Below are 21009 nucleotides of genomic sequence, written 5' to 3' on the forward strand. Positions count from 1 at the left end.
GTTCGGAACTATTGACATTGATTATTTCATCGGCATTGATGGATTAAGCGTGATGATGGTGTTTCTCACTGCGCTAATCTCTCTCATCGGAGCGATATCTTCTTTCACGATTGAAAAATCCGTAAAAGGATATTATGCGTTATTACTTCTTCTCGATACGGGAATGATGGGAACGTTCGTCGCTCTCGATTTTTTCCTCTTCTACGTTTTCTGGGAAGTGATGTTATTGCCGATGTATTTCTTAATCGGAATTTGGGGCGGTCCGCGACGAGAATATGCCGCAATAAAATTTTTCCTTTATACACTTGCAGGAAGCATTTTTATGTTACTTGCAATTATCGCGTTGTATTTCAGTGTTTCGTATGTTGACCCAGCAACCGGAGAAAAAGTTCACACATTCAATATGTTATTGATGATGAATCCTGCTAATTATGAGGCGGGTTCATTGCTTGCAGGAATTCATACGTGGTGGCGGTATGTTGCGTTTCTTGCTATGTTTGTCGGTTTTGCAATTAAAGTTCCGATGTTTCCATTTCACACGTGGTTACCCGATGCACACGTTGAAGCGCCGACTGCAATTTCTGTAATTCTTGCCGGAGTTCTTCTCAAACTCGGAACGTATGGAATGTTGCGTATATGTTATCCGATTTTTCCCGATGCAACTGCGTGGTTTGCCGTTCCGTTGGGAATTTTTGCCGCGATAAATATTGTGTACGGCGCGCTTGTTGCAATGGCGCAGGAAGATTTCAAAAAACTGATTGCATATTCTTCTATCTCGCATATGGGAGTTGTGTTACTCGGAATGGCGGCGATGAACACACAAGGAATTACCGGCGCAGTGATGCAAATGTTTAATCACGGAACAGTTACAGCAATGCTCTTTTTGATTGTCGGCGTAATTTACGATAGAGCGCATACACGCGGTTTGTACGAGTTTGGCGGATTGATGAACAAAATGCCGAAGTATTCCGGTATTATGACGATTGCATTCTTTGCCGCGCTTGGTTTGCCGGGATTGAGTGGATTTATTTCAGAAGCATTTTCATTTCTTGGCGCATTTCAAAGTACGTTTGAACGTGATGCAATCCGGATAATTACCATTGTAAGCACAATTGGAATTGTACTTACTGCGGGTTATATGCTATGGACATTGCAACGAGTTTTTCTCGGAACACTTCCCGAAAAATGGAATGAACTTACTGACATTGATACGAGGGAACTTGTGATGCTTATTCCGCTTGCAATCATCGTCATCTTTTTAGGAATTTATCCTTCGCCGATGATTGATATGATGACAACTTCCATCAATGCTCTTGTTGAAGTTGTGAAAACTGGAAGCGGCGTAACTTCTGCAATGTTGGGAAACTAAAATCATTTTACATTTTATATTGAACATTTCATATTGTATTGCAATAATTTCAAGTGTAAATTTCTATGCAAGAAAATGGTGAACTCATAAAACTTGTTTCGATGATGCTCGATGAACTTCGCGATATGAAGAAGCAGCAATCAGAAACCAACTCAATTTTAAAAGAGCACACAAAAATTCTTAGCGAACACACACAAATTTTAAATCGCCATTCAGAAAAGTTCGATAAAGTTGAAAATGAACTCGGAAAAATTCGCATTATCCTGAATCAACACGATAGAGATTTGATGAAAATTGCTGACTTGTTAGAAACTCGTGTTGTTCATTGGGGAGATAGAATTATTGTTGAGGGAAATCCTCGCGTAAGTGGAGTTGTAGCGAAAGCCGCGTAAAAATTTTTTATTTTGAATTTTGAACTTTTAACTGACTTCAATGTCTCAACAAATTCTCGATAGTCTAAAATATTTTCAAGCAGAAACGATTCTCACGATTACGTTTTGCGTCGTGCTCATTGCAAGTTTGATTTTTAGAGATACAGTCAAACAAAAAAACGTTACTGCACTTTCTGCTTTTCTTGGAATTCTGTTTTCCATAATGACTGCTTTACGTTGTGAATTTGGAAATGGAATATCAATATTCAGCAATATGTATGCTGTGGATTCTTTTTCTGTATTCTTCAAAGTGATTATAGGTGTTAGTTCGCTAATCGTCATCGGCTTTTCATTTCAATCGGAAGAGTTAAATTCCAAGGGAAGAAAACTTGGCGAATATTATTCATTGCTTGTTGCGCTTACGCTTGGAATGTTTTTAATGACAAGCGCAAGTAATTTGTTGATGATGTATTTATCGCTCGAACTTTCTTCCATAGCGTCATACATTCTTGCCGGATACTTACGCGAACAAGAAGATTCTTCTGAAGCATCGTTGAAATATATTTTGTTTGGCGCTGCAGCATCGGGAGCAATGTTGTATGGAATTTCCATTCTCTACGGATTAACCGGTTCGCTCGATGTGTACGGAATTCAAAAAATTTTAGCAAGCGGAAGTTACAATTCTATTACACTTTTATTTTCCGGAATTTTAATACTCGTCGGTTTCGGTTACAAAATTTCAGCCGCACCATTTCATTTCTGGACTCCCGATGTGTATCAAGGTTCGCCGATAACGATTACTGCATTACTTGCCGTTGCATCAAAAGCCGGCGGATTTGCAATGATGATTCGATTTTTTGCGATTGCATTTTCTCACGCAATTCCTGAAGGATTTACAAGCGCATTGCAAGGTTTTGATTGGCAAACAATAATTGCCGGCGTTTCCGTTCTGACAATGTCGTTAGGAAATCTCGTTGCTCTGTGGCAAAACAATATGAAACGACTTCTCGCGTATTCCAGTATTGCGCACGCGGGATATATGTTGATGGCGTTTACCGTGATGAGCAACAGCGGAATTTCTGCGATTATGATTTACTTCATCGTCTATTTGTTTATGAATCTCGGCGCGTTTTATGTCGTTATGATTCTTGCAGAAAAACTTGGCAGTGAAGATGTTGAAGATTACAAAGGACTTGCGTATCGTTCACCGCTTGTTTGTGTAATGATGGCGTTGTTTCTCGTTTCGCTTACGGGACTTCCGCCGACTGCTGGATTTATCGGAAAGTTATTTATTTTTTCTTCCGTCATTACGGGAAAGTGGTACGTGCTTGCAATCATTGGCGCATTGAACAGTGTTGTTTCGCTGTACTATTATGTAAAAGTTTTTCGCAATATGTTTTTGAAACAACCGGAAGGCGATTCACTTCCCATTACGCTTTCCGTTCCGCAAATTGTGTGGTTGATGATTCTCGGAATTCCAACACTTCTTTTCGGATTATACTTTACACCAATTGTAGAATTTGCACAAGCAAGCGTCAAAATATTTCAATGAGAATTTTCTACTTGCTACGTATTAAAAAATTTATATATTAAACCCGTAATTTTTTACCAATAATTTAATCACAAAAACAAACTAGGAATTTTTCAGCACGATATATTGTTAAAGGTTTTTGCTTTTTCACTCGTTTTATAATAAAGAAAAAGCATTTTAGTTTAAGCAAATTTTTACCTTTAACATTTTCGTGCTTTCGCATTTTAAAAGCCGAATGTTAAAAATCAAACATTCGGTTTTTCATTTTAAATTTAGTCCGTGATTTCATACTCCAGAAAAAATATTTCCAATTCTCGTAAAACAATTACTCTATTGTTTGCGGGAATATATTTTCTTTTTTTGAATTTCACGTTTTCCTCTGTTGAGAGAAAAGTAAGTGATGTTATAGTGAAAGAATCAAACGCAAAAGTTTTAATTTTCGAATATCGTCCTCAATTTCTTTCCAATTCAACTCAACAAACAGAAAATGGAACATTCGATGTTGTAAATGTTGAAAATACAATACGACCAAAAAGTCTTGAAAGCGGTTTTCCAAAAATTCTTGAACGAGCCATTTCGTTTGGTGTCCCTTCTCTTGAAAATGCTAAAGTAGAAATTGTTGCTACCGATTATGAAGATGTAGCAAATATAAATCTCGTTCCGATTCCGCTTTGGGAAAAAGGTGAAGATCTTCCATTAGCAAAGTATGAAGCAAAATCAGAATTTTATTCGCAAAATAGTTTTCTTCCCCAACAAATTTTTTCTACTGATGAAACAAAGAAGTTTGGAGGAATTGCAAAATCAACAATTCATCTTTCGGCGTATCAATACAATCCTGTTTCAAAAAAGTTGAGAAAATTTTCTCGTATTGTCGTGCGTGTTGAGTTTCCTTCACCAAAATTTATAGCAAATGGAAAACAAGTTTCTGAAAATTTGAAAACCAATCTCATCAATTTCGATGTAGCAAAAAATTGGACAATGAATCCGCAAACTAAATTGAAATCTACAACAAGATTTAATAGTGTTCTCGCAACGGGAAATTGGTGGACGATTCCCATTGAAAACGATGGAATGTATAAAATTACCGGCGCAACACTTTCAGCAAATGGAATTCCACGTAATAGTGTTTCAACAATAAAAATTTACAACAACGGTGGCCAAGAAATTCCCGAAGATCCGGCTGATGTTACCGATTACGGTGATTTGATTGAGAATGCAATTCTTGTTGTGGACAATAACAACAACGGAAATTTTGAAGATAACGATTACATTGTATTCTTTGGAAAAGGAAACAAGGGATGGAACTATGATACTACGACGAAAACGTTTTCGCATTATATTCATTACTACGACGAAACAAATACGTATTTTTTAACGTATGGTAATATGCCTGGAAAGCGAATGGATACAATTCCTTTGCTTTCTTTGCAGAATGCAATCGTGGCAACATCAGTGGTAGGAAAAGTCTTTCGCGAAGAAGAGAAAATCAATGTTCAGCAATCGGGAAGACAATGGCTCGGTGAACTCGTAAATTCCGGGGATGAAGTTGAGCAATCATTTTCGTTGCCTGGATATTTTGCACAAAGCGCGCTTCGGTATAATTTTTCACTTGCCGGTCGTTCGATTTCGCAGTCTTTATTCTCAGTTTTTGAGCATCAAAATTTAATTCTCACTTCGTACATCAACGGAGTAAATGTCAATAATTATTACGGAATATTTTGCACCTTCGGGTATCCATCGCAAGTGAATGTTGGTTCTGTTTTTTCAGAAGAGCAATCTCGGTTGAAATTTCGTTATGCATCTTCGCCCGGGGGAACAGGATTTATTGATTGGGTGGAAATATTTTATCAACGAAAATTGCAGGCGCATAATAATATTTTTCAGTTTCACGCATTCGATACATCGGCAATCATTGAATATGCTGTTGGGAATTTTTCCTCCAACGCAGTTATGGGATTTGACGTAACAGATTTTTCTAATGTACGACGTGTTACTCCTTTGCAAATTGCAAATGGAACATTCACATTCCAAACACAACAGAGTATTGGCGCGATATCGGAATTTCTTCTTTACGAAACAAGTGAATTCAAATCGCTTACACAATTTCAGCGTATTTCAAATCAGAATTTGCATGGCGATACAACTGCAATTGAATATGTACTAGTTACACATTTAGAATTTCTTGACCAAGCAACTCGGTTGAAAAATTTCCGTCGCAACATTGCAAAGAACAAACTCAACGCAGTTGTAGTAACGACACAACAAATCTACAATGAATTTTCTTCCGGGATGGAAGATGCAGGAGCAGTTCGAAATTATATCAAATATCTGTACGAAACGGCAGTTGCATCGCAACGCCCAAAATATTTGTTACTCTTTGGCGATGGAGATTTCGATTACAAGCGTGTAACAACAACGGGAACAAATTTCATTCTTCCCTGGGAAACAATGGATTCTTTCGGAAGTCCGATTGATTCATATTCGAGTGACGATTTTTTTGGAGCATTCGTTACACCATTGGATGTTGACATTGCAGTAGGAAGACTTAATGTCAGAACGAAAGAAGAAGCAAAAATCGTTGTAGATAAAATCATAGAATATGAAACAAATGAAATTCGCGATGCATGGAATACAAGAATAATTTTTGTTGCCGATGATTTTAAGCAGGAAGGAACGTTACATAATGATCAAGCGGATGATTTGGCGCAATATTACACGCCAAATCTTTTTGATAAAGTGAAGATTTATTCTGCCGAATTTTCAACGGTTGCTTCGTCATTAGGGAGAAGAAAGCCTACTGCAAATGATGCAATAATTACCGAATGGAATAATGGCGCGCTTGTCATCAATTTTACTGGACATGGAAATCCGCGCGTTTGGACACACGAACAAATATTTACGCGCGAAACAACAATTCCTTTATTATCCAACAAAGGTAAATATCCGTTTGTTGTTGCGGCAACTTGCAACTTTGGACAATTTGACAACATCGGTGCACAAAGCAGCGCAGAGATTTTAGTGAATAAAAAAGAGAGCGGAGCAATAGCAGTGTTCGCTGCAACTCGTGCAGTATATGCGTTTTCCAATGCAGTATTGAATCAAACGTTATATCAAAAAATGTTTGATGAAGGCACGAATGGAAAACTCAAATATAAACGCTTTGGAGATGCTGTGTATGCTGCAAAATTTGCATTGAAAAGCACAACATGGCAAGATGAAAACCAAAACAGATTTTTTCTGATGGGAGATCCGGCGCTTACAATCGGTTTTCCACAATCGTACGGTCAGTTTGATAGTATTAGTACTACTTCTAAAAAAAATACTAATCCTCCACTCTTAAAAGCATTGTCGAAACCGCTTATACACATTGGAGTGAAAGATAGTGCTGGGGTGCTCAATAGTCAGTTTTCCGGAAGTGGTTTATTATCGCTTTACGATGCATATAGAAAGATGATTATAGTGGACGAGGGTCCTGATACTTCAACTGTTGCATATAGTTATATAAAAAAAGGAAGTTTGTTATTCAATGGTACTATTTCTGTGCAAAACGGTGTATCAACAGTGCGATGTATAATTCCCAAAGATATTACCTATGACACGTCAATGAATGCGCGTATTACACTTTACTTTTGGAATCAAGTGATAGATGGTTTTGGTATTACAGAATTTGTGCGTGTTGGAGAAACTGAACCTACTGCAATTGCTGATAATCAAGGACCTTCCATAATCGGATATTTCAATACGACGTCGTTTCGGAGCGGAGATATTGTAAGCAATAATCCAACGCTCATTATTGAGTTATCTGATAGTAATGGTATCAATACGTCGGATGTTGGTATAGGACATCAATTAGAAGCAAGAATTGATAATGAGCCACAAAGTATCAATCTTTCTACATATTATCGAAGCGAAGTGAACGATTATACGCGCGGAAAAGTTACATACAAGTTTTCAAATATTAAAGAAGGAGAACATCAACTTACTATTCGTGCATGGGATACATACAATAACGCAGCGGACGCTATGATACAATTTCGTGTAAGAACAAATACTAAACTGTTTTTGGAAAATGTATATAATTATCCCAATCCTTTTTCAAAAGAAACATATTTTACGTTTCACCATAATCAATCGTCGCCTCTTGACATAGAAATAAAAATTTTTACAGTGGGTGGAAGGCAAATTCAATCGCTCAAGAGTAATAGTTACAGCAATAACTTTGTCAAAATTCGTTGGGATGGAAATGACAGTGATGGCGATGAAGTAGCAAATGGTTTATATCTCTTTAAAGTCATCGCAAAAACTACGGACAAAAAATTTTCAACCGAATCGTTAGGGAAACTTAGCATTATTCGGTAATTAACAAAAAAAGTATTATTTTTTACTACAAAAAATGGAAAAACTCTAATGTACAACCAATTAAGAAAACCTATAATAGAAATATTTACCCTCTTCGTTTTCGTAACACTTTATTCACCTACGATTTTTTCGCAAGGTGAATCAGCAGTTCCGTTTCTACTCATCTCACCAAATGCGCGAGCGAGCGGAATGGGCGAATCGGGCGGCGGCTTATCCGACGACGTATCCGCTATATATTGGAATCCTGCCGGTCTTGCGTTTCAAGACGGTGAAGAAATTAGCATAACTCATTCGAATTGGCTTCCCCAGTTTGGTTTTTCCGATTTGTTTTATGAATATGCAAATTACAAAGCATATGTTGAAGATTGGGGCGGTACTATCGCATCAAGTATTACGTATTTGAATTTAGGAGAATTTATTCGAACTGGTTCCGGAGGACCTGATGAACTTGGTCGTTGGAAAGCATACGAAGGAGCATTTACCGTTGGAGGTGGATGGAAAGTATTAGACGAACTTGGCGTAGGCGTTAATCTACGATATATACGTAGCGCACTCTCACCGTTTGGAACTGAAGAAGAACAAGGAACAGGAGTTGCTAATACTGTAAGTTTTGATATTGGCACGTTTTATAAACCTCAAGATGCGTTAATGACGTTTGATGATGTGCGTATAAAATTCAGCGGAGGAATCAATCTTTCTAATTTAGGTCCGAAAGTTACATACATTGACGAAGACCAATCAGATCCGCTTCCAACGAATGTACGTTTAGCATTTGCATTTCATATTATTCCTGATGAATTCAATAGTTTAACATACAATGTAGATTTCAGCAGAGTGCTTGTCCGCAGGAACTTTTTCGATGCAGATGGCGATGGCAAATATACTCCAGATTCCGATGATAGAGTTTTGCCTACCGATGGTTTACCGAAGTCTCTCATAACCGCGTGGTCCGATGGAAACGCTCTCCAAAAAGTAACGACAGGAATGGGGCTTGAATATTGGTACGGAAGTCCACGTCTCATTGCGCTTCGGTTCGGTTGGTTTTATGAAGACCCAAGTTATGGCAATCGAAATTTCTTAACATTCGGTGCAGGACTTCGGTATGATATGTACGGATTTGATTTCAGTTACATTAGCGTTGTAAAAGGTGAATTTAGCCCACTTGCCGAAACGCTTCGATTTACATTGTTAATGAAATGGGGCGGTCTCGAAGCGATTAATGCAAGTACAGAACAAGAACCAGAACTACAAAACTAACTTTATCCGAACATACATAGCATTTTACTTCTGAATTTCCCAAACTATGGGAAGTCCGCATTGATGTTTTTAATTTTTCTTTTCTTTCTCTTTGCAGAAAATATTTTTTCGCAGCAGGAAAGAATCTCATTACAACTGAATCATCCCATCGCACACGAACGGGATGATTCTTTTTTAAAGAGGAATCTTTCTTCCACTTCATTTCCAGAAACACTGCATATCATTGCGATTATGGTGGAGTTTCAACCGGATTCTATCGAAACAACGACAGGAAACGGACTTTTTGATACCTCTCATTCAACAAAAAAAATAATTGATGCTCCTCCGCACGACTCAATATATTTTGACGACCATTTACTGTTTGCTAAAAATTATTTTTGGAAAGTGTCAAACAATAAACTCTTTATCGAATATCAGTTGTGCGATTCGGTAATACGTTTGCAAAAACCGATGCGAAGATATTCACCTTTGAAGTCGAGTGAGAGATATTTTCAACTCGATACATTAATGCTTGAAGCGTGGAGTCGAGCAGATTCGTTCATCAATTTTTTGCAGTATGATTCCAACAACACAGCATTTATTCTTTTTCACGCCGGAGTTGGTCGCGATATTGATTTGGCAAGCACATTCGGTTATGATCCACGACCGTTCGACATTCCTACGATTTATCGCAGTTTGAAAAGTTTGCAGAAAAATTTCGGCGATGATTATCTTGGCATACCTGTCGAGAACGGAACGTATCATATAAAAAATTCTCTCATTCTTCCCGAAACCGAAAGCAGATATTTGCCTTCATCGTTTGGCGGTGATGTGTTTGTACAATTCGGTTTGAACGGAATGTTATGCTCGAATATCGGAAGTCACCTCGGTTTGCCGGATTTGTTCAACACGAAAAACGGGCGTTCCGGAATTGGTCGTTTCGGTTTGATGGATGGCGAAGGAATTTTTGCGTGGAACGGATATTTTCCTCCCGAACCAATGGCGTGGGAGAAATATTTTCTTGGATGGCTCGAACCGAAAACAATTCTAGCATCGCGCAATGAAATTTCACTTCCCGCAGTTTCGTTGAATGAAGAAAAAGATTCAGTACTACGAATTCCGATTTCAGGGAAAGAATATTTTCTTGTGGAAAATAGAATTCGTGATGCGAAGAAAGACAGCACGATTGTTTGGATGCGGCAAGGGCCAAATAGAGACATAGTTCGTAAAGCATTTTGGCGCGACACAACAGGATTTTCTTCGACAAATCAAGATTCACTTTACGGAACAATTCTCGACGTGGATGAATTCGATTTTAGTTTGCCCGGCGGTTTTGATGAAGACCACAACTGGTATAACGGCGGCATCCTCGTATGGCATATTGATGAAAACGTGATAGAAGAAAAATACGCGACGAATGAAATTAATGCGGATGTAAATCATCGCGGTGTGGATTTGGAACAAGCAAATGGAGCGCAGGATATTGGCGAAGTGTTGAATACCGTGTTTGGCGCAGTAATCGGAAGCGGAAGCGCGTTTGATTTTTGGTTCGAAAATAATCCGTTGCGTATGAAGAAAAAATTCTCCGATGATTTTACGCCGACATCGTTTCCCAATTCCAAAAGCAACGATGGAGCGAACTCGCATATTTCATTGACGAATTTTTCTTTACGCGATTCGGTTATGACATTCGATGTAAAAATTGGTGATGACGAAATACAACCGCTTGCAGGATTTCCGAAATATGTTGGCGAACAGTTTGGTAAAAATTCTGTGCGTGTTGCCGATTTGGATAATGACGGAGAAAATGAAATTGTTGTTGTAACGAATGGAGTTATTTCCGCTCAAGCAATTGATACAGTAGATTGGGGAAAAACTACATCAAAATCAAAAGTTTATGCGTGGAATTTTGACGGAACAAAAGTTCTTGCTACGGGAAATATAAATGGTTTGTTTACTCAACTTCCTTCTCCGTCATTTGTTACTTCGGTAATATGTTCTTTACATACAACTTCAAATAAAATTATTGTTGCAAGCAGAAATACTTTACAAGTTTTCAACAATGAAGACAACAATAGCGATGGATTTGCAGATACGTTATTTACCAAAACTTTTTCAAGAAATATTGTTGCTTCGCCTTCGGTTTCAGATTCTGTAATTGCTTTACCTGCTGCAAATGGGGATGTTTATGCAATTAGATTGAGACAAAATACTGTTGATTCAACGAGATTACTTAATGATACAACCGATAACTATACTGGTTTTTATTCAATTTATAAAGAATCAAATACGTTTTTCTTTTCTACATATAAAGGATTGCTATTCGAGTTTAATGTGAATAATGACGGAATTGGCTTTCACACTACTGCCGGTTCAATTCAGGTAAATAAAATTCTATCAAACCCTATTGTTGTAGGAAATCAAAATGGAAAGTTAATTGTTGCGTCAGATGATGGAACAATTTATTTCTATAAAGGATTTGTTGATGTTGTTTTACCCGGTTATCGAGGAATTGTAGATGGTTTTCCAATCTCAACCAACGATTCAATTTCTTCTTCTCCCATCTTTGCCGACATCAACAACGATGGTCAACGCGACATTGTTGTTGTAAGCGGAACAAAAATATTTGCGTTCAATGCAAATGGTTCGTTGCTCGATTATTTTCCGATTCAAACAACTTCGACAACACGATTTCTTGCACAACCGCTTGCCGCCGATGTTGATGGAAACGGAAAGATTGATATTGTGTGTGTTTCGCAAGAAGGATTGGTATTTGCGTATGATAGTCGCGGAAAAATGTTGAGCGGATTTCCGTTGTTGAGCGGAAAAAATAATGGCGCAACACCGGCAATTTCTTTATACCAAGATACGATTGCGCTTGTCGTTGCTTCCGATGATGGCAATGTGTATGCGTGGAAAACCGGAACTGTTAAGCCAGGTTTGTGGAAATCCGAATGGACGCAATTTCAACACGACGCGCAGGGCTCAGGATATATTGATGCGCCGCTCGTGTCTCATCCGATTTCCAATTCCTTTTTTCCGAAAGAACGTGCATACAATTATCCCAATCCCGCGTACGATAACACGACAACGATTCGTTACTATTTGAAAGACAATGCAACAGTGAGCATAAAAATTTTCGACCTTGCCGGCGATTTGGTGGAAGAAATAAAAAATCCTCCCGGCGTTGGCGGCTTCGATAATGAAGTGGTATGGAACGTTGCAAACATTCAAAGTGGTGTATATTTTGCGCATATTGAAGCAAAAGGCGCAGCGCAAACGGGCGAAACGATAATTAAGATTGCGGTTGTTAAATGAGTTTCAAGTTACGAGTTGCGAGTTGCGAGTTACGAATGACCAATGACAAATTACAGATAACTGTTATCTGTTATTGGTTGTTTGTTATTTTGGCATCTTTAAAAACTAAAAGTTTATCATTTAACATCAGCGATAATTTGCGCAATCTACGGGAAACAGTCTCCCGCAGATTACGCAGATGTTCGCGGAAATTTTTTTTTGGAGTGTTCATTAGTAATATTTTTTTACTGCTTCTTTTCATTTTTAACAATCGGGCAAACAAACGAGCAAACAATATTTTGCTCTATGCTCTATGCTCTTTGCTTTTACTTTCATCCTCTAATCTCTATTCTCAATTCGACGATTTCTATCATCCCGAACTCGAATGGAAAACAATTGAAACAAAACATTTTTTCGTTCATTATCATACGGGAACAGAACGAACTGCAAAAACCATTGCAAAAATCGCAGAAGAGATTTATGTTCCCATTACGTCGCTCTACCATCACGAACCCGACCAAAAAATTTCTTTTGTAGTAAAAGACTTCGATGATTATGCAAATGGCGCCGCTTATTTTTATGATAACAAAATAGAAATCTGGGCAACATCGCTTGATTTTGATTTACGCGGTTCGCATAATTGGCTGCGCAATGTTGTAACGCACGAGTTCACGCATATCATTCAAATTCAAACGGCGATGAAGTTCGGAAGAAAAGTTCCGGCGTTTTATTTTCAATGGCTCGGTTACGAAGAAGAACGCCGCAACGATGTGTTGTACGGTTTTCCGAATGTGATTGCATCGTATCCGATTTCGGGATTTATTGTGCCGAGTTGGTTTGCAGAAGGAGTTGCGCAATATAATCGTCCCGAACTTTCGTATGATAAATGGGATGCGCATCGCGATATGATTTTGCGAATGTATGCTCTCGATAGCAATATGCTTACGTGGAATGAAATGTCGGTGTTCGGAAAAACGAGTTTGGGAAACGAATCATCGTACAATGCAGGATTTAATTTCGTGCGATACATCAGCGAGAAGTACGGGCAAGATGTTGTAGAAAGAATTTCTCGCTCGCTTTCGAAATTTTCGACAATTACGATTGACAAAGCGATTGAAGATGCAACGGGAAAAAATGGGGAAGAAGTGTATAATGAATGGAAACAACATTTACAATCTTCATACGGTGAACGAACAGAAGCACTCCGTCAACAGTTGGTGGAAGGAAAAATTATTACCGATGTCGGTTTTGGAAATTTCTATCCACAATTTTCTCCTGATGGTGGAATGCTCGCGTACATTTCCAACAAAGAAGCAGATTATTTTGGTTTGTCATCGTTCTATCTTTACGATGTCGATAAGAAGGAAGAAAAATTATTAGTCAGCGGAGTTCGTTCAAACTTTTCATGGTTTCCCGATGGAAAGAAAATTATTTACTCGAAAACAACTTCTGATAATAAACATTGGTCGAAGCAGCATGATTTATATGTGTACGATATTGAGAAGGAAGATGAAACACGTTTCTCGTACGGTTGGCGAGCAAATTCTCCGTCTGTTTCTCCCGATGGAAAAATGATTGCGTTTGTTGCAGGAAGTGATGGAACAATAAATTTATACACAAGTGATAGCGACGGAAAAAATTTTAAACGTAGAACAAATTATTCCAACGGTGAACAAGTGTATAATCCCAAATGGTCTCCCGATGGAAAAAAAATTCTTTTCGATTATTCAATTAAAGATGGAAGAGATGTTGCGGTGTTGAACGTTGAAAATGATTCCCTCGAGTTTTTGTTTGCAACAAGTTTTGATGAACGCAATGCTGTGTTTTCTCCCGATGGTCATAAAATTATTTTTGCGTGCGATAAAACTGGAATTTTCAATTTGTATGAATACAATTTCGAAACAAAATCCACAACGCAATTGACGAATGTTCTCGGCGGCGCATTTATGCCTTCGGTGAATGAAAAAAATCAACTTGCATTTGCTTCTTATACTTCCAGCGGATATAAAATTTCTTGGTTCGATTCGTTGCAAAATATTTCTGCAGAAAATAATTCTTATGTGAAAGAAGAAAATAAATCATCATCGTTTCTTCTTGCATTAAAAGAAAAATCGGCGAACATTGATTGGGAAAAAATTCGTTCATTTGATGATGCGAATTTATCGGAACCGAAATCGCGCACGTATAAAAATATTTTTACTTCAATGACGTTTTATCCTTTTTTCCGTTTCGATAATTACAGTGAAAAAGCGAGCGGAATAAGTTTGATAAAGCCGGGAGTGTATTTTGTTTCCAATGATGTGCTGGATAAATATGGATTGTTTGGCGGAGCGGCTATTAATACGCGATTGGAACGTGATTTGTTTTTCATTTTTGAGTATCGTGATAAAATTCCTCTCTTCTTTCAGTTGGGAATGGATCCAATTCTTTCGCTTGAGGCATACAACATTTCCCGTACAACAGAATTCACGGCGATACTTCGTCCCGATAATCCGATTCCGCTTGACTTGGATGTGTCGTTTAATCTTATTGAATTTGATGTTGTGCTGAAACAAAAATTATTTTCAGAAAATTTGGGTTGTGAATTGCGCTACACACATAGTAGATATGCGAGCGGAATTGAAACTTTCCTTTTTGACGATCCTGATGACGGCGTTTTTGACCCAATTTCTATTCCCGGTTCGCGAGAAGAATATTATGTTGGAAATGTTCTTTCGCTGCGATGGGATTACAAAGCGATTGCACTTTCTCGGTTTATGGAAATTAATCCGAGCGGAAGAAAAATTTTTCTTCAATACGATTACGAATTTTCAAAATTCAATCCAGAATATGTCATCGAAAAAGGCGAACTTGTACGTGTTTTTGAAGAGCCAAAATTTCAACGTGTCGAATTGAAGTGGAATGAGTACACATCACTTCCCGGTTGGAAACATACGTTAGCAACTTTGATTCGTGCAGGAAAAATTATCGGCGGAGTGCAAGATGATTTTTTCGATTTTTATCTTGGCGGTTTAGTCGGAATGAAAGGATATCCGTATTATGCCATTGGTGGGAATAGCATTGCCGCTATTAACGCTACGTATCGCTTTCCAATGTGGGAGAATATGGATATTCGAGTGGCGCATTTGTATTTCGATAAACTCTATGGTGCTGTATTTTTTGATGCAGGAAATGCGTGGACAACAGGTTCTATCAAACAGCAAAAATTTCAAAGGGATATAGGAGGAGAACTTCGACTCGATGCATTTTCGTGGTATGCATTTCCGACTCGTATTTTTTTTACGGCGGCGTATGGTCTTGATGAATTTCAACGAATGACACGTAATAATAAACTTGTTACGTACGGAAAAGAGTGGCGGTTTTATTTCGGAATATTATTTGGTTTTGATTTTGACTAAGAAAAAAATAGCAATGATGTTGAAGTGTAAGTATGTACTTGGGATATGTGTTTTGCAATTGATTTTGATTTTGGAATCAAATTCACAAACATCGGTGGAGGAGAAATATTTTTTTTCGGGTAATGCAAGAATAGATTTGTTTGCCGAACAATCAGTAATTATTGTTTCGAAACAAAATCGCAAAGAAATATACAGCGAACGAAAATCTCCATTACTTGCCGCAGGATTATCGTTTTTACTTCCTGGAGTTGGAGAATATTATTCCGAGAGTTATTGGAAAAGCGGAATATTTTTTGTGGCTGAAGTTACAGGAATTACATTCGGTTTGATTTACAATCAAAAAGGAGTTGACCAAACAAAGTATTATCAAAGTATTGCAAACAAAGAATGGAGTGTCATAAAATATGTTGAATGGTGTAAAGAGAATCTTTCCGGGTGGGATGTCAATGATAGAATTATTGCGGAAGATTTGGTTGATGAAATTATTACCAGCAATAATGTTTCTCTTCCTCCATGGCAGCGAATTGATTGGCAAAAGTTAAATGCTTTTGAGCGCGCAGTAGGCGGAGGGTTTTCGCATACGTTGCCTCGCTATGGAGAACAGCAATATTTTGAACTCATCGGTAAGTATCAACAATTTCGCGCTGGATGGAGCGATTTTGATTCAACGTTTTCCGGGTATAATAAAATTTATGATTTAACAGTATCTCCCAAGTTTTTATCGTACAGTAAAGAACGCGGGAAAGCAAATGATCTTTATTCCGTATCAAAACGCGCAGTGAATCTCATTTTGTTAAATCATTTGTTAAGTTCGTTCGATGCTGCGTGGAGCGCGAGTTTGTTCAATGCGCAGTTTTCAACATCACTGCGTTTTGAACAGCACAGAGATTTACTTGGGGTGTATGAACTTCCCGTAATGAAAATGAAAATAGTTTTCTGAATTATCCACTCAGGAATCCTGATGAGGAAAGTTTAATTCATTTCAATGAAGAAACGCTGAAAAATTACAGACAAATAACTTATATTCTCTTTACATTTTTACTATTTTTCAACAACCTCATTTCAGGAGGGTTGTGTTTTCAGCATACTTAGTTCATCATTACATTCATTTCGTTCGCAGAACAAATTAAGCGGCAAAGTTCTTGTTCTTAATCAGAATTATGAACCGGCAAGCGTCTGCAATATTCAAAAAGCGATTATCTTACTTTTTTTGAAAAAAGCAGAACTCATCGAAGCATTCGATGGAAAACTTGTTCGTTCAGTGAGCAACGCTATGCCGTATCCGAGTATTGTTCGCCTTTCTTCATACGTGCATATTCCGTACAAAAAAATAATTCTTTCGCGTAAAAATATTCTTCGTCGAGACGGACATCGTTGTCAATATTGCGGTAGATTGGAAATGACTGTTACGCTTGACCACGTAATTCCAAAAGCGCGCGGCGGAGAAGAAACATGGGAAAATCTTGTGTGCGCGTGTGTTTCGTGCAATAACAAAAAAGGCGACCGCACTCCAGAGGAAGCGCAAATGCCATTAGGAAGAAAACCGTTACGTCCCAATCACGTTACGTTTATTCGGCATTTTATGGGAAACTTTGATGACCGATGGAAACCATATTTGTTTATGCATTGATGAATTCAGATTTAAGATTTTGATTGAATACTTTGTAACAACAATCTCTTCATCGTTCTTCAATAATTGAGATAACATTTCTTTCTACTTACATTTTCGATTGATACAAACTACAAAACAAAAACGCATACTTAGCGGAATGCGTCCCACAGGGAAATTACATATCGGGCATTGGGCAGGTGCGTTAGAAAATTGGGTGCAACTTCAACAGGATTTTGAAAATTATCACCTCATTGCCGATTATCATGCACTCACCACAAATCTTGATTCGAATGAAATCGAAAAAAATTCACTTGATATGATGATTGATTGGCTTGCGGCGGGAATTGACAACAACCGAAGTTTGATATTTCGTCAATCACAAATTAAGGAACATACGGAACTGTTTCTCATATTTTCGATGCTCATTACGACCGCTCGACTCGAACGAAATCCAACGCTGAAAGACCAAGTTCGTGATTTGCATATTGAAAATGTTATATACGGTCATCTTGGTTACCCGGTATTGCAAGCAGCAGATATTTTATTATACAAAGGTGAAATTATTCCTGTTGGAGATGACCAAGTTCCCCACGTTGAGATAACTCGTGAAATTGCGCGGGATTTCAATCGTCAGTACGGAGAAGTATTTCCCATTCCCGAACCAAAGTTAACGACTTTTGCGCGACTTCCCGGTTTGAACGGTGATGCCAAAATGAGTAAATCACTGAATAACACAATTTTACTTTCAGATACTGCTGAAGTAATTTTGAAAAGAATGAAAACCGCGGTAACAGATCCTCGAAAAATCAGACGAAATGATGTTGGTCATCCAGAAGTGTGTTTGGTATTCACGTATCATAAAAAATTTAACGAAACGGAAGTTCTGCAAATTGAATCCGATTGTCGAAGTGGTATATTAGGATGTGTTGATTGCAAAGCGAAGTGCGCAGTAAAAATTTCCAATGCGCTTTCTGGGATTCGTGAAAAAAGGAATTATTTCGAACAGCATTTGGATGATGTGAAAGAAATTCTTGTAGAAGGGGAATCAAAGGCAAGAGAAGTTGCACAACAAACGATGATGGAAGTTCGCGAAGCGATGAAGTTTGGATAACGATGTACAGAATAAAACTTGAACAATTTGAAGGTCCTCTTGACTTATTACTTTTTTTTATCAAGCGGGATGAACTGGAAATCAAAGATATTCCGATTGCACGCATTACCGATGAGTTTCTTGACTACTTGCATTATATAGAAATGCTCGATTTGGATATTGCAAGCGAATTTATTGTAATGGCATCAACATTGATGCAAATAAAAGTGAAAATGTTATTGCCGAAGCCGTTTACAGAAGAAGGCGAAGAAGAAGACCCCCGCGCCGAACTTATTCGTCAACTGTACGAATATAAACGGTATAAAGAAGCCACAGAAGAAATGGCGCTGATGGAAGATGAGCGCCGAAAACTTTTTTTCCGTCAAAATTTCTTGCACGATGAGATGGAAAACATTGTCGAAAAAAACGATGCATTGAAAAATGTTACGCTCTTTCATCTTATCGCCGCATTTAAGCATGCAATAGAGAACACGCCAAAACAAACTTTTCATACGATAGAACGGTTTAATGTAACCATTGATGAACAAATTGACTTTATTCAACAATTTCTTTCGGAAAAGAAACAGAGAACATTTTCTGAACTAATTTCTTCTATGCGAGAAAAACTTCGCATTATTGTAACAATTCTTGCAATGCTGGAAATGGCAAAGAACGGAATTATTGTATTGCGATGTACCGAACACGAACGCGATTTATGGATTTCACAAAACATTGAACCATCATTTACCGGAATTATTTCTGAACAATTTTCACTCAACTAATGTTTATGAGCGAACCACAAACTGAAGCCGCAATGACAACAGCGAAACACATCATCGAAGCGATGTTATTTGCTTCCGATGAACCTCTTTCAGCAAAACAACTGCTCGAAGTGCTGAATCAATCATACGCTTCCATCGAAACAACAGCGTTTACAGTAGAACACATTCTTGAATTTGTTGCTGCATTGAATCGAGAATATGATGTGCAACAGCGCGCGTTTCATATAATTCCCATTGTCGAAGGATTTCAATTTGCAACGCGCCCGCAATACGCTCATTGGTTAGGCGAACTTTTCAAAGAACGTATCAAACGACGTCTTTCATCATCGGCGCTGGAAACACTTGCCATTATTGCCTATAAGCAACCTGTCTCAAAACCGGAGATTGAGTCTATTCGCGGCGTCAACGCAGATTACGTTCTCAGTTCGCTTCTCGAACGAAATATTATTACTATTGTTGGTCGCGCTTCTACAATAGGTCGTCCGCTGTTATATGGAACAACGGAGCAGTTTCTCCATCACTTCGGGTTGAAGAACTTAAAAGATTTGCCGCGATTACGGGAGATTGAGGATTTGATGAAGGAAAGTGAAATGGAAGTCGAGAAAAAAATTCTTACCGATGCGCTGCAATCAGAAAAGCAGTAGCAAACTACCGAGACGTTTCATTTCTTGAGTTTTTCTTTTGCTTCATCCGCTCGCGTTCCCGATGCTTCCAACGAGAGGTAGCGTTCGTACATTTTTTTTGCATCGTTTTTCATCCCTTTTTTTTCGTAACATTTTGCAAGATTAAAGATGGACGATGAAAATACAGAATCAAGTGCAATTGCGTTCCTGTAATTTGCAATCGCATCATCAATCATTCCTTTCTCCAACAATCCATCACCCAAACTGTCATACGAATTTGCAGTATCAGGTTCCACTTCGACATATTTTTTAAATTGTGCAATTGCGTCATCAATACGTTTCTGACGAAGATAAAAATATCCAAGCACATTGTACCCTGCTCCTTTCTTGGTATCAACGGCGATTGCTTTTTTATAATATTCCTCCGCTCGCGAAAAATCTTTCTCGTACGCATATATTGTTGCATAGGAAATGTAGCCGCGATATGGTTGCAGTTTGACAATCGCATCCGCTTGCGATTTTGCCTTTTCCACACTTCCGCCTGCAATGCCCGGAGCAAGCAAATAATACTGCGCCAATCCTTGTCTTGCTTCGATGTACTTCGGATCTAACTCAACTGCGCGTTCAAATTCCGATTTTATTTTTGGTGCGAGATACATTTGTTTGAAAACATTACTCTTGCTTGCTTTCGAACCGTACGCACTTCCAAGCCAATAATGATACGTCGCATTCTTTTCGTCAAGTTCAATCGCTTCTTCAAAGTAATCAATTGCATCGTCAATATGTCGTTCGTGTACATATCGAATCATTCCCAAATAATACAGCACTTCTGCATTGGTTGAATGTTGCTTCTGCAATTGTTCGAAGACAGGTTTTGCTTTCGCGTACTGTTTAGTTTGAAACAATTGAATTCCATTTTCAAGCGTAACTTGTGCATAGGAATGAATTGCATAGAACAACATTCCCAACACAACAAAGCGTATGTATTTTTTCATAGGAGAATTGAATAAACCGTGTGATTATGTTGTCGCATTTTTTTTCCCCTTATCATTCGATGGTGTCGTTGTTGTTGTATCCGATGTTGGAAGCGACGTTCCTGTATCGGATTTTTTTTTTACGCTTTCTGATGTTGAATTTTTTTTGTAATCCGTTTGATAATATCCATTCCCTTTGAATAGCAATCCCGCACCGCTTCCGATGATGCGTGATAAGGAATTTGTTTCACATTCGGGACAATACGTTAGCGCATCGTCGGACATTTTTTGGAGTTCTTCAAACTCGTGCGAACACTTTTTGCAGCGATAATGATATGTGGGCATTGATTATTATTTTTGAATGAAA

General features: G+C 38.1%; 14 protein-coding genes. 12 read left to right on the top strand and 2 right to left on the bottom strand.

Annotation, left to right across the window (positions count from 1 at the left end; genetic code table 11):
* The 12 genes from FJ218_00655 to scpB all read left to right on the top strand — a co-directional run.
* The coding region (locus FJ218_00655; protein ID MBM4165430.1) for an NADH-quinone oxidoreductase subunit M at nucleotides 1-1369 on the top strand (1369 nt) is incomplete at its 5' end.
* Between the two features lie 65 nt (nucleotides 1370-1434).
* Nucleotides 1435-1761 (top strand): hypothetical protein, encoded by a 327-nt coding sequence (locus FJ218_00660; protein MBM4165431.1) that lies wholly within the window; start codon nucleotides 1435-1437, stop codon nucleotides 1759-1761.
* A gap of 40 nt (nucleotides 1762-1801) precedes the next feature.
* The gene (locus FJ218_00665; protein MBM4165432.1) at nucleotides 1802-3292 is read left to right on the top strand and encodes an NADH-quinone oxidoreductase subunit N; all 1491 of its coding nucleotides are present in this window, start codon (nucleotides 1802-1804) and stop codon (nucleotides 3290-3292) included.
* A gap of 258 nt (nucleotides 3293-3550) precedes the next feature.
* A complete protein-coding gene (porU, locus tag FJ218_00670) occupies nucleotides 3551-7630 on the top strand; it encodes a type IX secretion system sortase PorU (GenBank protein ID MBM4165433.1) in 4080 nt (1359 codons plus the stop codon).
* 48 nt (nucleotides 7631-7678) lie between these two features.
* Nucleotides 7679-8887 carry a PorV/PorQ family protein gene (locus FJ218_00675; GenBank protein MBM4165434.1) on the top strand — a complete coding sequence of 403 codons (1209 nt, stop codon included), beginning with the start codon at nucleotides 7679-7681 and terminating at the stop codon, nucleotides 8885-8887.
* A gap of 63 nt (nucleotides 8888-8950) precedes the next feature.
* A complete protein-coding gene (locus tag FJ218_00680; protein ID MBM4165435.1) occupies nucleotides 8951-12184 on the top strand; it encodes a T9SS type A sorting domain-containing protein in 3234 nt (1077 codons plus the stop codon).
* A gap of 35 nt (nucleotides 12185-12219) precedes the next feature.
* Complete coding sequence (locus FJ218_00685; protein ID MBM4165436.1) at nucleotides 12220-15561, top strand: biopolymer transporter Tol; 3342 nt, start codon at nucleotides 12220-12222, stop codon at nucleotides 15559-15561.
* 70 nt (nucleotides 15562-15631) lie between these two features.
* A complete protein-coding gene (locus tag FJ218_00690; GenBank protein ID MBM4165437.1) occupies nucleotides 15632-16501 on the top strand; it encodes a hypothetical protein in 870 nt (289 codons plus the stop codon).
* 144 nt (nucleotides 16502-16645) lie between these two features.
* On the top strand, nucleotides 16646-17191 hold the full coding sequence (locus tag FJ218_00695; GenBank protein ID MBM4165438.1) for an HNH endonuclease: 546 nt from the start codon (nucleotides 16646-16648) through the stop codon (nucleotides 17189-17191).
* 139 nt (nucleotides 17192-17330) lie between these two features.
* A complete protein-coding gene (gene trpS, locus FJ218_00700) occupies nucleotides 17331-18284 on the top strand; it encodes a tryptophan--tRNA ligase (protein ID MBM4165439.1) in 954 nt (317 codons plus the stop codon).
* A 2-nt stretch (nucleotides 18285-18286) separates the two neighbouring features.
* Nucleotides 18287-19045: a segregation/condensation protein A gene (locus FJ218_00705; protein ID MBM4165440.1), complete on the top strand. Its 759-nt coding sequence runs from the start codon at nucleotides 18287-18289 to the stop codon at nucleotides 19043-19045.
* A 32-nt stretch (nucleotides 19046-19077) separates the two neighbouring features.
* Nucleotides 19078-19689 (top strand): SMC-Scp complex subunit ScpB, encoded by a 612-nt coding sequence (gene scpB / locus FJ218_00710; protein ID MBM4165441.1) that lies wholly within the window; start codon nucleotides 19078-19080, stop codon nucleotides 19687-19689.
* A 17-nt stretch (nucleotides 19690-19706) separates the two neighbouring features.
* Here scpB and FJ218_00715 read toward each other — a convergent pair whose 3' ends face one another.
* Both FJ218_00715 and FJ218_00720 read right to left on the bottom strand, forming a co-directional pair.
* Nucleotides 19707-20663 carry a tetratricopeptide repeat protein gene (locus tag FJ218_00715; GenBank protein MBM4165442.1) on the bottom strand — a complete coding sequence of 319 codons (957 nt, stop codon included), beginning with the start codon at nucleotides 20661-20663 and terminating at the stop codon, nucleotides 19707-19709.
* 24 nt (nucleotides 20664-20687) lie between these two features.
* Nucleotides 20688-20987 (bottom strand): zinc ribbon domain-containing protein, encoded by a 300-nt coding sequence (locus tag FJ218_00720; protein ID MBM4165443.1) that lies wholly within the window; start codon nucleotides 20985-20987, stop codon nucleotides 20688-20690.
* Nucleotides 20988-21009 lie beyond the last annotated feature (22 nt).

It is taken from the genome of Ignavibacteria bacterium (assembly GCA_016873775.1).
Lineage (GTDB): Bacteria > Bacteroidota > Ignavibacteria > UBA10030 > F1-140-MAGs086 > JAGXRH01.

Excerpts from the sequence above, each read along its gene's own strand:
- FJ218_00660 (MBM4165431.1), top strand. The coding sequence starts at position 1,435 with ATGCAAGAAAATGGTGAACTCATAAAACTTGTTTCGATGATGCTCGAT.
- FJ218_00665 (MBM4165432.1), top strand. The coding sequence starts at position 1,802 with ATGTCTCAACAAATTCTCGATAGTCTAAAATATTTTCAAGCAGAAACG.
- FJ218_00675 (MBM4165434.1), top strand. The coding sequence starts at position 7,679 with ATGTACAACCAATTAAGAAAACCTATAATAGAAATATTTACCCTCTTC.
- FJ218_00680 (MBM4165435.1), top strand. The coding sequence starts at position 8,951 with ATGTTTTTAATTTTTCTTTTCTTTCTCTTTGCAGAAAATATTTTTTCG.
- FJ218_00685 (MBM4165436.1), top strand. The coding sequence starts at position 12,220 with ATGACCAATGACAAATTACAGATAACTGTTATCTGTTATTGGTTGTTT.
- trpS (MBM4165439.1), top strand. The coding sequence starts at position 17,331 with ATGCGTCCCACAGGGAAATTACATATCGGGCATTGGGCAGGTGCGTTA.
- FJ218_00705 (MBM4165440.1), top strand. The coding sequence starts at position 18,287 with ATGTACAGAATAAAACTTGAACAATTTGAAGGTCCTCTTGACTTATTA.
- scpB (MBM4165441.1), top strand. The coding sequence starts at position 19,078 with ATGACAACAGCGAAACACATCATCGAAGCGATGTTATTTGCTTCCGAT.
- FJ218_00715 (MBM4165442.1), bottom strand. The coding sequence starts at position 20,663 with ATGAAAAAATACATACGCTTTGTTGTGTTGGGAATGTTGTTCTATGCA.
- FJ218_00720 (MBM4165443.1), bottom strand. The coding sequence starts at position 20,987 with ATGCCCACATATCATTATCGCTGCAAAAAGTGTTCGCACGAGTTTGAA.